General features: G+C 67.5%; 9 protein-coding genes and 1 pseudogene. 6 read left to right on the top strand and 4 right to left on the bottom strand.

All coding sequences use genetic code 11. The features are described 5' to 3' along the window. Nucleotide 1 precedes the first annotated feature (1 nt). Nucleotides 2–970 carry a LysR family transcriptional regulator gene (locus LDO27_RS05170; protein WP_224040114.1) on the bottom strand — a complete coding sequence of 323 codons (969 nt, stop codon included), beginning with the start codon at nt 968–970 and terminating at the stop codon, nt 2–4. Between the two features lie 395 nt (nt 971–1,365). On the opposite strand from LDO27_RS05170, the gene LDO27_RS05165 reads away from it, so the two are divergent. From LDO27_RS05165 to fdhF, 3 genes are all read left to right on the top strand, one after another. After that, nucleotides 1,366–2,310, top strand: a complete 945-nt coding sequence (locus tag LDO27_RS05165) for a LysR family transcriptional regulator (RefSeq protein ID WP_224040112.1) — start codon at nt 1,366–1,368, stop codon at nt 2,308–2,310. A gap of 293 nt (nt 2,311–2,603) precedes the next feature. Next, nucleotides 2,604–4,313 carry an NADH-ubiquinone oxidoreductase-F iron-sulfur binding region domain-containing protein gene (locus LDO27_RS05160; RefSeq protein WP_224040110.1) on the top strand — a complete coding sequence of 570 codons (1,710 nt, stop codon included), beginning with the start codon at nt 2,604–2,606 and terminating at the stop codon, nt 4,311–4,313. Nucleotides 4,314–4,389: 76 nt separating this feature from the next. After that, nucleotides 4,390–7,212, top strand: coding sequence for a formate dehydrogenase subunit alpha (fdhF, locus tag LDO27_RS05155; protein ID WP_224040108.1), 2,823 nt, complete (start codon nt 4,390–4,392; stop codon nt 7,210–7,212). A gap of 196 nt (nt 7,213–7,408) precedes the next feature. Here the strand turns inward: fdhF and LDO27_RS05150 are convergent, their stop codons facing one another. From LDO27_RS05150 to LDO27_RS25620, 3 genes are all read right to left on the bottom strand, one after another. Beyond that, nucleotides 7,409–8,371: an alpha/beta fold hydrolase gene (locus LDO27_RS05150; RefSeq protein ID WP_377747238.1), complete on the bottom strand. Its 963-nt coding sequence runs from the start codon at nt 8,369–8,371 to the stop codon at nt 7,409–7,411. 119 nt (nt 8,372–8,490) lie between these two features. Further along, entirely contained in the window at nt 8,491–8,919 is a 429-nt protein-coding gene (locus tag LDO27_RS05145) for a TetR family transcriptional regulator C-terminal domain-containing protein (protein WP_322790810.1), read from the bottom strand. Further along, nucleotides 8,802–9,095 carry a TetR/AcrR family transcriptional regulator gene (locus tag LDO27_RS25620; protein WP_322790806.1) on the bottom strand — a complete coding sequence of 98 codons (294 nt, stop codon included), beginning with the start codon at nt 9,093–9,095 and terminating at the stop codon, nt 8,802–8,804. The genes LDO27_RS05145 and LDO27_RS25620 overlap by 118 nt, the downstream gene beginning before the upstream one ends. 251 nt (nt 9,096–9,346) lie before the next feature. Between LDO27_RS25620 and LDO27_RS05140 the strand changes: the two genes are divergently transcribed. The 3 genes and pseudogenes from LDO27_RS05140 to LDO27_RS05130 form a co-directional block, all read left to right on the top strand. Further along, a complete protein-coding gene (locus tag LDO27_RS05140; protein WP_224040106.1) occupies nt 9,347–9,760 on the top strand; it encodes a helix-turn-helix domain-containing protein in 414 nt (137 codons plus the stop codon). Nucleotides 9,761–10,112: 352 nt separating this feature from the next. Further along, a complete protein-coding gene (locus LDO27_RS05135) occupies nt 10,113–11,072 on the top strand; it encodes an MBL fold metallo-hydrolase (protein ID WP_222204994.1) in 960 nt (319 codons plus the stop codon). 65 nt (nt 11,073–11,137) lie between these two features. Further along, nucleotides 11,138–12,826, top strand: a pseudogene (locus LDO27_RS05130) (FAD-dependent oxidoreductase); the annotation flags it as partial. Nucleotides 12,827–12,856: the final 30 nt, after the last annotated feature.

Raw genomic sequence — 12,856 nt, 5'->3', positions numbered from 1 at the left:
CCTATACATGCGCGAAAGCTGGAGGGTCGGAGGCGCGCGGATGGAGCAGGGTATCGACGCCCGTGATCCGCTCGATCAGCGTGGCGCCGTCCTCCATCAGGAAATGCTTGAAGGCGAGCGCGACGGGGGGCAAGCGCTTGTTCTTCCGGTGGACGACATACCAGTTGAGCATCACCGGAAAGCCTTCGATATCGAGCACGGCGAGATGGCCTGTCCGCAGTTCCAGTGCCACCGTGTGGGCCGACAGAAAGGCGATGCCCATGTTGGCAATGACAGCCTGCTTGATCGTCTCCGTGCTTTTGATCTCCATCGCGACGCGCAGGTTGGTGAGCCGCCCGGCGAAGCCCTCCTGCATCGAATTCCAGGTGTCGGATCCTTTCTCGCGCACGATGAATGGTTCGTCGGCCAGGGCCGCGAGCGGAATGCGCCGTTTGCCGACGAGCGGATGGTCCGGCGCGGCGACGATCACGTAAGGGTGGGGCGCGAACGATTCGTTGATGGTGTCCATGCCTTCGGGCGGCCGGACCATGACGGCGAGATCCGTCATGTTGCCCGCGAGCTGGTGCAGCAATTCCTCCCGGTTGTGCACCGCCAGATTCAATGCGACATCGTCGTGGCGGGAAATGAATTCGGCTAGCAGGCGCGGAAAAAAGTAGTCGCCGGCGCTGATGACGGCGACATTGAGGCGCCCGCCGGAGATACCACGCAATTGCGCCATGGCGTCTTCGGCTTCGCGGAATTGCTGGATGATGCTGCGGCTGTAGTGCAGCATTTCCACGCCGGCCGGCGTCAGGTAGATCTTCTTGCCGAGCTGCTCGAACAGCGGCAATCCCACATGATGTTCGAGCTGCCGTACCTGCGTGGAGACCGCGGGCTGGGTCAGATGCAGTTCTTCCGCGGCGCGGGAAAAACTCAGATGGCGAGCGACCGTTTCGAAGACCTTGAGCTGACGCAGCGTGGCGTTCTTCATATCCGGCGTCTCCCCATGTATATGGAATCGTCAATGATAGTAGTAGAAAGATTTATGCTTCGGTGATCCTATTTTGCTCTAGCATCAATCCACCGATTCCTGCCGCAATGACGGCGAGCGTGTCGATGCCGCTATCGCGACGCGCAAGGGAAACGGCAATACCGCAGCAAGCCGGAAGCCATGGACGCCGGATTTCACTGGCGCCGTAGAAGACTTGCGCCGCGATCCCCACGGTCGCGAGCAGACAGGAGACAAGCTATGACGCACCGTATCGCGCCGGCCATTGCGCCCTGCAATGGCCGTGGGACGTTCGTTTGCCAACGCACGCCACAGGCCGGAACTGGTGAGGGCACTGCCCCGGCCCTGCCGCGCGTGCAACGCGGGAGGACCCGGCCATGAATGTCTCGCTTCCCCAATTGAAAGCGTTTGCCGCCGTCGCGCGGCAAAAGAGCTTTACCAAGGCGGCCGTGGAACTCGGCCTGACCCAATCGGCCATCAGCCGCAGCGTGCGCGAGCTCGAGGAAGAAATCGACCAGCGTCTGTTCGATCGCACCACGCGCCAGGTGGAACTCACGGACGCGGGCGAGCATCTGTCGCAACGCATCTGCCATCTGATCGAGGAAGTCGAGCAGACCCTGCGCGACAGCCACGGCGGCGCGCGGCCTTGCCAGGGCGTGGTGCATATCGCCACCGATCCGGTGTTGTCGTCGATGTCGCTGCCGGCATGGCTGGCCGGTTGCCGCGAAGCGTGGCCCGCCATCGGTGTCGCGCTGCGCGACAAGGCGCAGGACGCGGTGCTGCACTGCGTGCGCAGCGGCGAGGTGGACTTCGGGCTGGCCATCGATCCGTCGTCGTGCGAGGAGCTGTATTGCGAGCCGCTGTGCCAGGACCCCTATCACGCGGTGCTGCCCGCCGGCCATCCGCTGGCCGCCGGCGAGTCCATCGCCTGGGGCGACCTGAACGATGCGCGCGTGCTGACGCTGGACCAGAACTGCGGCGTGCGGCCCACGGTCGAGCGCGCCCTGGCCAACTATCACGTGCGCGTCGATTCGCTGCAGTTGCTCGGGCATTTCTCCGCGGTGTTCGGCATGGTGCGGATGGGGCAGGGCGTTGGCATCGTGCCGGCGCGCTCGCGCGAGGGCGGCGTGCATGCCGGCGTGGTGTGCCGGCCGTTGCGGCCGCAGGTGGTTTCCACCGTCATGCTGGTGCGGCGCAAGAGCAGGTCGCTCAAGCCCAATGCGGCGGCGATCTGGGATGCGATGAAGCGGCTCGAGTATGTCGAGCGTCCGGCCGAGGTGCCCGCGCAGCTTGTGCGCCTCCAGCCAGAACTGTTGAGCTGAGTCGGTTGCGCCGGGCTGAACCCGGCGCGGGCAACGACCGGGCGTGCAGGAAGGAGACTTCCGGGCCCTGCCTGTTGTCCCGCAGTACCCACCACAGGCGGACCCTCAGGCTAAATCCGCCTTGACTCGCTTGATATATCACATACTGTATAGCAGAGAGCGCTCCAAACGGTCGAAGCGGCAGACGATCGCGCTATGATCGGGATACCCATGGAAGCCAGGCAGCGAACGGGAAACGAGCCGGACCGAATGCCTGGACCACTACAACGATACCGAGAGACATCGACACTGCCATGAACCAGGTCGTCATTCCCATCGCGGTCGAGAGCATCGGCAAGGCCCGCAAGCGGCGGCAGCCCAAGGGCAGGCAGGTCGACCCCGCCGCGCTGGCCGAGGTGCGCGCGCTGCTCGGCGACGCGCCGCGCCGGCGCGATCTGCTGATCGAGCATCTGCACAAGATCAATGACCATTACGGGCAGCTGGCCATGCCGCATCTCGCAGCGCTGGCCAACGAGATGCGCATGGCGCAGGCCGAGGTCTACGAGGTCGCGACCTTCTATCACCATTTCGATGTGGTCCGCGAGGACGCCGACGGTGGCATCGCGCCGCCGCCGTCGTTGACCGTGCGCGTGTGCGAAGGCATTGCCTGCGAACTGGCGGGCGCGCAAGCGCTGCTGGCCCGGTTACCGGACGTGCTCGGCGCCGACGTGCGAGTGGTCGCGGCACCCTGCATCGGCCGCTGCGAACGCGCGCCGGCGGCGCTGGTGGGGCAGAACCCGGTCGATCGCGCCAGCGCCGAACGGATTGCGGAAACCGCGCAGGCCGGTGCGGTGCGCCACGAGCCGGAGCCTTATATCGGCCTCGGCGCGTATCGCGAGCAGGGCGGCTACCGGCTGTTGCAATCCATCGCCAGCGGGCAGATGGATACCGAGGCCGTGATCGCCACGATGGAGCATTCCGGGCTGCGCGGCTTGGGTGGCGCGGGCTTCCCCACGGGGCGCAAATGGCGCATCGTGCGGGCCGAGGCGGCGCCGCGCCTGATGGCGATCAATATCGACGAAGGCGAGCCCGGCACGTTCAAGGACCGCGTCTATCTGGAGCGCGATCCGCATCGCTTCCTCGAAGGCATGCTGATCGCGGCGGGCGTGGTTGGGGTCGAGGCCATCTACATCTATCTGCGCGACGAGTACGCGGGCTGCCGGGCGGTGCTGACCGAAGCCATCGCGGCGCTGCGCGCCGATCCGCCGCTGGCGGACATGCCGCCGATCCATCTGCGGCGCGGCGCCGGGGCCTATATCTGCGGCGAAGAGTCCGCGATGATCGAATCGATCGAAGGCAAGCGCGGCATGCCGCGGCTGCGCCCGCCCTATGTGGCGCAGGTCGGCCTGTTCGGGCGGCCCACGCTGGAGCACAACTTCGAGACGCTCTACTGGGTGCGCGACATCCTGGAGCGTGGCGCGGACTGGTTCGCCTCCGAGGGCCGGCACGGCCGCAAGGGGCTGCGCTCGTTCTCGGTGTCGGGCCGCGTCAAACGACCGGGGGTGCATCTGGCTCCCGCCGGCATCACCGTGACCGAACTGATCGACGAATACTGCGGAGGCATGCTGGATGGGCACCGCTTCTATGGCTACCTGCCGGGCGGCGCGTCCGGCGGCATCCTGCCCGCCGCGATGGGGGACATCCCGCTGGACTTCGACACGCTGCAGCCGCATGGCTGCTTTATCGGCTCGGCCGCGGTGGTGGTGCTGTCCGATCACGACCGGGCGGTGGACGTGGCGCGCAACCTGATGCATTTCTTCAAGCACGAGTCCTGCGGCCAATGCACGCCGTGCCGCGTGGGCACCGCCAAGGCGCTGGACCTGATCGGGACACCGGCATGGGATCTGGAGGCGCTGGGCGACCTGTCGGCGGTGATGCGCGATGCGTCGATCTGCGGGCTGGGCCAGGCCGCGCCCAACCCCATCGACTGCGTGATCCGCTATTTCCCGCACGAGCTGACCTGAGCCGAAAGCCGAGACCGACGACACGATAGCGGCCACCGCCACACGGCGAGGCCCGCAACGCATAACGAGACGCCCCATGAACGCACTCACCCGCGCCGAAAGCGCGCTTGTCCAGGCCTCGTCCGAAGCCACCATCACGTTCAGCCTGAACGGCCGCGAGGTCGTCGCGGCACCGGGCGAAACGCTGCTCGCGGTGGCGCGGCGCGAAGGCTGCGACGTGCCGCATCTTTGCTACAAGGACGGCCTGGAGCCGGCCGGCAACTGCCGCGCCTGCATGGTGGAGATCAAGGGCGAGCGCGTGCTGGCTCCGTCGTGCTGCCGCTATCCCGCGGAAGGCATGAACGTGGAGACGGCATCGGACCGCGCGCGCAAGGCGCAGGCCATGGTGCTGGAGCTGTTGCAGTCGGACATGCCCGAGGCGGACTACACGCGCAACAACGAGCTGGACCGCTGGTCCGCCCGGCTCGGCATCGGCAAGCCGCGCTTCGCGCCGCGCGAGGCGGTCGCGCCCGACCTGTCGCATCCGGCCATCGCGGTGAACCTGGACGCCTGCATCCAGTGCACGCGCTGTGTGCGCGCCTGCCGTGACGAGCAGGTCAACGATGTGATCGGGCTTGCGTTTCGCGGCGACCATGCGGCCATCGTGTTCGACATGGGCGACCCGATGGGCGCGTCCACCTGCGTGGCCTGTGGCGAATGCGTGCAGGCATGTCCCACCGGCGCGCTGATGCCGGCGCGCGACGCGGCGCTGTCGGTGCCGGACAAGCGCGTGGATTCGGTCTGTCCGTATTGCGGCGTCGGCTGCCAGCTGACCTACAACGTCAAGGACAACCGCATCCGCTACGTCGAGGGCCGGGACGGTCCCGCCAACCAGAAGCGGCTGTGCGTGAAGGGCCGCTATGGTTTCGACTACGCGCAGCATCCCCACCGGCTGACCGTGCCGCTGATCCGGCGCGAAGGCGTGCCCAAGCGCGGCGATGCCGTGATGGACCCCGAGCGCGCGCTGGATGTATTCCGCGAGGCCACTTGGGAGGAGGCGCTGGCGCTGGCGGGCGGCAAGCTCGCCCAGATCCGCGACACGCACGGCAAGCGGGCGCTGGCGGGCTTCGGCTCGGCCAAGGGCAGCAACGAGGAGGCCTATCTGTTCCAGAAGCTCGTGCGTACGGGCTTCGGCAGCAACAACGTGGACCATTGCACGCGGCTGTGCCACGCCTCGTCGGTGGCGGCGCTGCTCGAGGGCATCGGCTCGGGCGCGGTGTCCAATCCTGTGATGGATGTGGGCAAGGCGGAGGTGGTGCTGGTGATCGGCGCCAATCCCACCGTCAACCATCCGGTGGCGGCGACTTGGATCAAGAACGCGGTGAAGAACGGCACCAAGCTGATCGTGGCGGATCCGCGCCGCTCGGACCTGGCGCGCTTCGCGCATCGCTTCCTGCAGTTCCAGGCGGATACCGACGTGGCGATGCTCAACGCCATGATGCATGTCATCGTGGAAGAAGGGCTGGTGGATCAGGGCTTTATCGACAGCCGCACCATCGGCTACGAGGAACTGAAGCGCAACGTCGCCGCGTACAGCCCCGAGGCGATGGCGCCCATCTGCGGCATCGACGCGGAAACGCTGCGCTATGTCGCGCGGCTGTTCGCGACCTCGAAGGGCTCGATGATCCTGTGGGGCATGGGCGTGTCGCAGCACGTGCACGGCACCGACAACGCGCGCTGCCTGATCGCGCTGTCGCTGATGACTGGTCAGATCGGCCGGCCCGGCACGGGCCTGCATCCGCTGCGCGGGCAGAACAACGTGCAGGGGGCCTCCGATGCGGGGCTGATCCCGATGATGTATCCGGACTACCGCCGCGTGGACGATCCCGCCGCCATCGAGCGCTTCGAATCGTTGTGGGGCACGACGCTGGACCGCAAGCCGGGGCTGACCGTGGTGGAGGTAATGCAGGCCATCGAGCGCGGCGAGGTGCGGGGCATGTACATCATGGGCGAGAACCCCGCGATGTCCGATCCCGATGCCGGACATGCGCGCGAGGCGCTGGCCTCGCTCGACCACCTGGTGGTGCAGGACATCTTCCTGACCGAGACCGCATATCTGGCGGACGTGGTGCTGCCGGCGTCGGCCTTTCCCGAGAAGACGGGCACGTTCACGAACACCGATCGCATCGTGCAGCTGGGCCGGCAGGCGATCGATCCGCCGGGCGAGGCGCGCCAGGACCTGTGGATCATCCAGCAGCTGGCGGCGCGGCTCGGCCTGGACTGGCACTACGACAGTGTGGCCGACGTGTTCGACGAGATGCGCCGCGCCATGCCCAGCATCGGCGGCATTACGTGGGAGCGGCTCGAGCGCGACCATGCGGTGACCTATCCGTGCCGGGAGGAGGGCGACGCGGGCGAACCGGTCATCTTCACCGACGCCTTCCCGACCGCTTCCGGCCGCGCGCGCTTCGTGCCCGCCGACATCATTCCCGCGGCCGAGAAGCCGGACAGCGACTATCCGGTGGTGCTGATCACCGGCCGGCAACTGGAGCACTGGCATACCGGAAGCATGACGCGGCGCGCGGGCGTGCTGGACGCGATCGAGCCCGATCCGGTGGCGCTGGTGCATCCGCTGGACCTTGCCGTGCTCGGCGGCAAGCCGGGCGACGTGGTCACGCTGACGTCGCGCCGCGGGGAGGTCTCGCTGTATGCGCGCGCCGACGATGGCACGCCGCGCGGAGCGGTCTTCGTGCCGTTCTGCTACTACGAGGCGGCCATCAACAAGCTGACCAATTCCGCGCTGGATCCGTTCGGCAAGATCCCCGAGTTCAAGTACTGCGCCATCAGGATGACGCTGGGCGGGGAGGTGGCCGGGCAATCCAGCTATGGCGGCGGGCAGATCCTGGCGGCGTATCGGTGAAGCGTTAGTGGCTCGGCGAGCGGGCAAGGCTACGGGAGTAGCCTTGCCTGCCGCCGCATTTCGCAACTAACGGCCAAGAAATGCAAGCGCCGGTTTTGGCGGCGCGCTGACGCCGCGCCCCCGCTGGCGATCAAGAAGTGGGGAGAATCCCGGTCATGCCGGGTCCGCTCGCGAGGCGCTGGCTGGCGGGAAAGCGCTAGACCGCCATCAAACCCGCCGCCATTGGCGCCTCGGCGCCCGCCTGCCGCAGGAACGCCACCGTACGCCGTATCACCTCCGCATCCCGCAGGATGCGCCGATGCCCGAGCCCTTCGGTGGTGAGCAGCCTCGCCCCTGGCCACGCGCCGGCGATCGCCGCGCCATCTTCCCAGCGCACCTCCTTGTCCTGCCGGTCATGCACCACGAGCGTGGGCGGCACCCGGCGCGCCCGGCCGATGTCCGGCACATTGAACGCGGACCAGGGCATGCCGAGCCACCGTTCGCTGTTGCGCTGCATGCGCGCCACCACGCCCGGACCGATGCCGAGCTGCCACGCCAGCGACGTCGACGCGCGCTGCATGTCTGCCGGCGGCCCGATCATCACCACGGCCTGTAACGGAAGGCCTTCGCGGAGCGCCAGCGCGGTGGCGGCGGCCCCAAGCGAGTGCGCGACGACCGCATGGATGGGGCCCGCATGCCAGGCCGCGGCCAGCAGGGCGCGCGACATCTCGACGAGCGAACTGCGGGCCGGCCCGAGCGCGCCGTCATCGGAGGCGCCGTGCGACAACGCGTCGAACGCCACCACGCGATATCCCGCCGCCAACAGTTCCGGCACCACGGCATGCCATTGCCCGGCATGGCCTCCCCAGCCGTGGGCCAGCAGCACCGTCGGCCCCTGCTGGCCCCACCGGTAGACGCGCACCCGGCGGCTCGTCCCGGCGCCCGTCACCAGTGCCCAGTCGGCACGCGCCTGGGCAAGGCACGCCTCGCTGGCCGCATCGCGCGGGCCCGCGGGAAGTCCGAACCATTGCCGCTCGAAGGCGCGCGCGGCCAGTGCGGGAACCAGCGCCGAGGCGGCTTGCCAGCGCAGGCGATGCAGGGCCGCTACCGCACTGCGCCACACCGGTACGGTGCGCTGCGGAAGGCGCCTCTGCAGGGATGACGAATAAGCTTGTGCCACGACACACCTCCATCCTCGTCTCTGGTATCCGGCCGGCTCAAAAGGATGCGTTGCCGTGGCATCCGAACAAGACCGACCAGTCGTGCTATTTTTCTTTTAAAAAAATACCGCCGGGAATCTCAGGCGGTACCCTGCGGTGTGCAGGCGCGCATCAACAGCGCTTCGAATGCCCGTCGCGCCAGTGTCTCCGAGTCGTCACGTCCAAGTAATTTGTACGATTGTTGAAAAGACATCCCAATGCCTACGACCTCGAAGGCGATCTGCCGGGGGTCTACTTCGGAAGAGAACTGCCCGTCCTCGATGGCGTCCGCGGCCACCCGCGCCAGGGTGCTGTGCCAGTCCTTCATGGACGCCACCACCAGCTCGCGGATCGCGCCCGGCCTGTCGCGGTACTCCTGGCTCAACGCCATGAAAATGCACCGGCCCTGGCTCAATGTGCCGCCAATCCACTCCAGATAGCCCTCGAACAACGCCCGCAACCGCGCGGCGCCACGGGGCTGCCGCAGGGCGGGATGGACCACGATCTGGGCGAAGCGCCCGATCGCCAACTCCAGCACCGCGACTGCAATGCCTCCTTCGATTTGAAGTGGGCATATAACCCGCTTTTGGAAAGGTTCGTATCGGCCGCGAGGTCCGCCAGCGACAACTGCTCGAAGCCAACTTTCGAGGCGGTGTCGAAGGCCTTTTCCACGATGGCGGTACGAGTGAGCTGTCCTTTTTGCATGCGGTGCAGATTAGCACGACCGGTCGGTTTGTCAATGCGTACTTGCCGTTGATATGACCTTTTCGCTATTGTCCAAGCACAGGCCCGTGACAATGCTTTCGCCTGCTCTTGCCGGTGTCTGGGACCCGCGCCGGAGGCCGGTCAAGAAATCTGTAAAAGTGTTTTCTCGATTACATACGGAACGCAAAGCGTGCCCTATACTCGAATGCACGTCCGCGCACTTTTATTTTCACTGGTGACTGGAGACCGATATGAACAGTACAGCCGTGCCACGAGGCGCTAGCGAACCGTTCCGGCAACTGCGGGCCTTGCGCCGTGCGCGCAAGCTAAAGCAGGAGGACGTCGCCCGCAAAGCCGGGATTTCCCGCGAAGCGTACCTGCGGGCGGAATCGGGCCAGGCCGATCCGCGCATGTCGACTTTCCTCGCTGCCTGCGAGGCGCTGGGGCTGGAAGTCGTGCTCGCGCCCCAGCATCTGGCCAGCGACGTCAATGCCTTTATCGCGAGTCGCAACGGCGGCGTCACGGCGGCTTCGATGGCCGGCCAGCCGCCTTCGGGCGCGTCCGCGTCCTCGGCTTCCAGCGCGTCCTCCGGCGCGTCTGCCGGCGCGGGCTCGACGGGCGGCAGCTTCGGCGCCTCCTCCGGCGAGGGCCAGAAGCCGGCCTGATTGGCTCTCCGGCGCCCGGCCGGGGCTTGTTCGCCCCACTGACGCGCCTATCGACGGAGCCGCACCGCGGCGCGCGCCAGGCGCGTCGCCTTTGGCGTGCGCCCCTGTCTTCCGTCCCTGTCACGCGGCCCGCAACGGGCCGCGCGCCGTTCCTGCGCTTTCCTCCGTTCCACCCCCGCTAGTCCAAGGCATCGCCAGCTGCCGAGTTTTGGCGCCCGCGCGCGACCAAATAGGGTTTGACATGTCCTGAGTCGGTGATTACGATTTGGTAAATCCATTACGCATAACGTAATTCAAGGCGTCCGAGGGGCATTCCCTACGGTGCCGCCCGCCCCCACAGAGAGGAGACACCATGACCAAGGATTTCGCGTCCCGGGCCGACTTGCAGGAAAAGCAGGTCACCTTCACCCGGCTGTCCGACAACGCCTACGCCTATACCGCCGAGGGCGACCCGAACTCTGGCGTCATCATCGGCGACGACAGCGTGCTGATCGTCGATACCACGGCGACCCCCGCGATGGCGCAGGACCTGATCGCCCGCATCCGTTCGGTGACCGACAAGCCCATCAAGCACGTGGTGCTGTCGCACTATCACGCGGTGCGCGTGCTTGGCGCCTCGGCGTACTTCGCCGAAGGAGCGCAGAACATCATCGCCAGCCGCGGCACCTACGAGATGATCGTGGAGCGCGGCGAGGCGGACATGAAGTCCGAGATCGAACGCTTCCCGCGCCTGTTCGCCGGCGTGGAAACGGTGCCGGGGCTGACCTGGCCCACCGTGGTGTTCGAGCGCGAGCTGACGCTGTTCCTCGGCAAGCTCGAAGTCCGGATCATGCATCTGGGCCCCGGGCACACCAAGGGCGACACCGTGGTGTGGATCCCCTCGCAGAAAATCCTGTTCTCGGGCGATCTGGTCGAGTACGACGCCGCCTGCTATTGCGGCGACGCGCAGCTCGAGGAATGGCCGGCCACGCTGGACGCTCTGCGCGCGCTGGAGCCCCAGGCGCTGGTCCCGGGACGCGGTCCCGCCCTGACCACGCCGGAAGAGGTCGCCAAGGGACTGGACTACACGCGCGACTTCGTCACCACGCTGCTGCAGCGCGGCCGCGAGGCCGTCGAGAAGAAGCTGGACCTGAAGGGTGCGATGGCGCATACCCGCGCGGCGATGGACGCCAAGTTCGGCCACGTCTTCATCTACGAGCACTGCCTGCCGTTCGATGTGGCCCGTGCCTACGACGAAGCGAGCGGCATCAAGCATCCACGCGTGTGGACCGCGGAGCGCGACAAGGACATGTGGGCCGCGCTGCAGGACTGACGCAGGCAGACAGCATCGACGCCAGAGAACAGCGATAGCGACCGTGGCGGGTGGATGGAGACACCATGGATAACGACTTTCAGACGCGCACGTTCGAGTACCGGCCTTGCGCGGAACAGCGGGGCGGGACGCAGCGGCCCGATGCGGTGCATCCCGTCGCCGTGATCGGGGCTGGCCCCGTGGGGCTCGCGACGGCGATCGACCTCGCGCAGCAAGGCGTGCCCGTCGTGCTGCTCGACGAGGACTGCACGCTGTCCACCGGCTCGCGCGCGATCTGCTTCGCCAAACGCACCCTCGATATCTTCGACCGCCTGGGCTGCGCCGAGCGGCTGATGGACAAGGGCGTGCGCTGGCAGGTGGGCAAGGTCTTCTTCGACCGCGAGCTGGTGTACAGCTTCGACCTGCTGCCCGAGACCGGACATCATCGGCCGGCCTTCATCAATCTGCAGCAGTACTACCTCGAGGGCTTCCTCGTCGAGCGCGCGGCCGAGCTCGACGGGCTCGAGCTGCGTTGGAAGCACCGCGTCGGCGCGCTGGCGCCACGCGCCGACCACGTGGCGCTGACGGTGGAGACGCCCGACGGGCCCTACGAGATGCGGGCCCGCTATGTGGTGGTGGCGGACGGTGCGCGCAGTCCCGTGCGGCGCATGATGGGACTGGAGAGCAAGGGCCGCACCTTCCGCGACCGCTTCCTCATTGCCGACGTCAGGATGGCCGCGGCGTTTCCGAGCGAGCGGTGGTTCTGGTTCGATCCGCCATTCAACCGCAATCAGTCGGTGCTGCTGCACCGCCAGCCGGACAACGTCTGGCGCATCGACTTCCAGCTCGGCTGGGACGCCGATCCCGACGTGGAGAAGCAGCCGGAGCGCGTGATTCCCCGCATCAAGGCCCTGCTCGGCGACGACGTCGAGTTCGCGCTCGAGTGGGTCAGCGTCTACACGTTCTCCTGCCAGCGCATGGACAAGTTCCGCCATGGCCGCGTGCTGTTCGCCGGCGACGCAGCGCATCGTGTCTCGCCCTTCGGCGCACGTGGCGCGAACAGCGGCGTGCAGGACGCGGACAACCTCGCGTGGAAGCTCAGACTGGTACTCGACGGCACCGCGCCCGAGGCGTTGCTCGATACCTATGCCAGCGAGCGCGAGGCGGCCGCGGACGAGAACATCCTGAACTCTTCGCGCTCCACCGATTTCATCACGCCCAAGACGCCGGCGAGCCGCACCTTCCGCGACGGCGTGCTGCGGCTTGCGCGGCATCACGGGTTTGCGCGGCAACTGGTCAACAGCGGCCGCCTGTCGGTGCCGGCGGTGCTGACCGCGTCGCCGCTCAATACGCCGGATGCGGCGCCGTTCGCCGGGGCGATGGTTCCCGGCGCGCCGTGCTCCGACGCGCCCGCGGGCGACGGCTGGCTGCTGCGCCACGTCGGCGGCGACTTCACCGTCATGGTCTTCGGCGACGAGCGCGGCCTGCGGCCAGAGGCGCTGACCGCGCTGGCCGGCATCGACACGCAGGGCGTGCCGCTGCGCGTGCTGTGCGTGGTGCCGCGCGCCAGTGCGCCCACGTCGCTGTCGCCCGATGCCGTCGTGGTCGAGGACACCGAAGGTTTGATCGCGCGCCGCTACGACGGGCAACCCGGCACCTGCTACCTGCTGCGCCCGGACCAGCATGTGTGCGCGCGGTGGCGCGACGTGGACGCCGCGGGCATCGAAGCCGCGCTGCGCCGCGCGCTGTGCAGGGAAGCGCCGTTGCCCGCGGCCGCAACGTCAGGGCAGACCGATGTCGCGCCC

Origin of the sequence: Cupriavidus respiraculi (genome assembly GCF_914271545.1) — a bacterium.
GTDB lineage: Bacteria > Pseudomonadota > Gammaproteobacteria > Burkholderiales > Burkholderiaceae > Cupriavidus > Cupriavidus respiraculi.
This window is presented reverse-complemented; position numbering and strand designations above follow the sequence as displayed.

Coding starts and splice junctions, on each gene's coding strand:
- LDO27_RS05170 (WP_224040114.1), bottom strand. CDS start 970: ATGAAGAACGCCACGCTGCGTCAGCTCAAGGTCTTCGAAACGGTCGCT.
- LDO27_RS05165 (WP_224040112.1), top strand. CDS start 1,366: ATGAATGTCTCGCTTCCCCAATTGAAAGCGTTTGCCGCCGTCGCGCGG.
- LDO27_RS05160 (WP_224040110.1), top strand. CDS start 2,604: ATGAACCAGGTCGTCATTCCCATCGCGGTCGAGAGCATCGGCAAGGCC.
- fdhF (WP_224040108.1), top strand. CDS start 4,390: ATGAACGCACTCACCCGCGCCGAAAGCGCGCTTGTCCAGGCCTCGTCC.
- LDO27_RS25620 (WP_322790806.1), bottom strand. CDS start 9,095: ATGCAAAAAGGACAGCTCACTCGTACCGCCATCGTGGAAAAGGCCTTC.
- LDO27_RS05140 (WP_224040106.1), top strand. CDS start 9,347: ATGAACAGTACAGCCGTGCCACGAGGCGCTAGCGAACCGTTCCGGCAA.
- LDO27_RS05135 (WP_222204994.1), top strand. CDS start 10,113: ATGACCAAGGATTTCGCGTCCCGGGCCGACTTGCAGGAAAAGCAGGTC.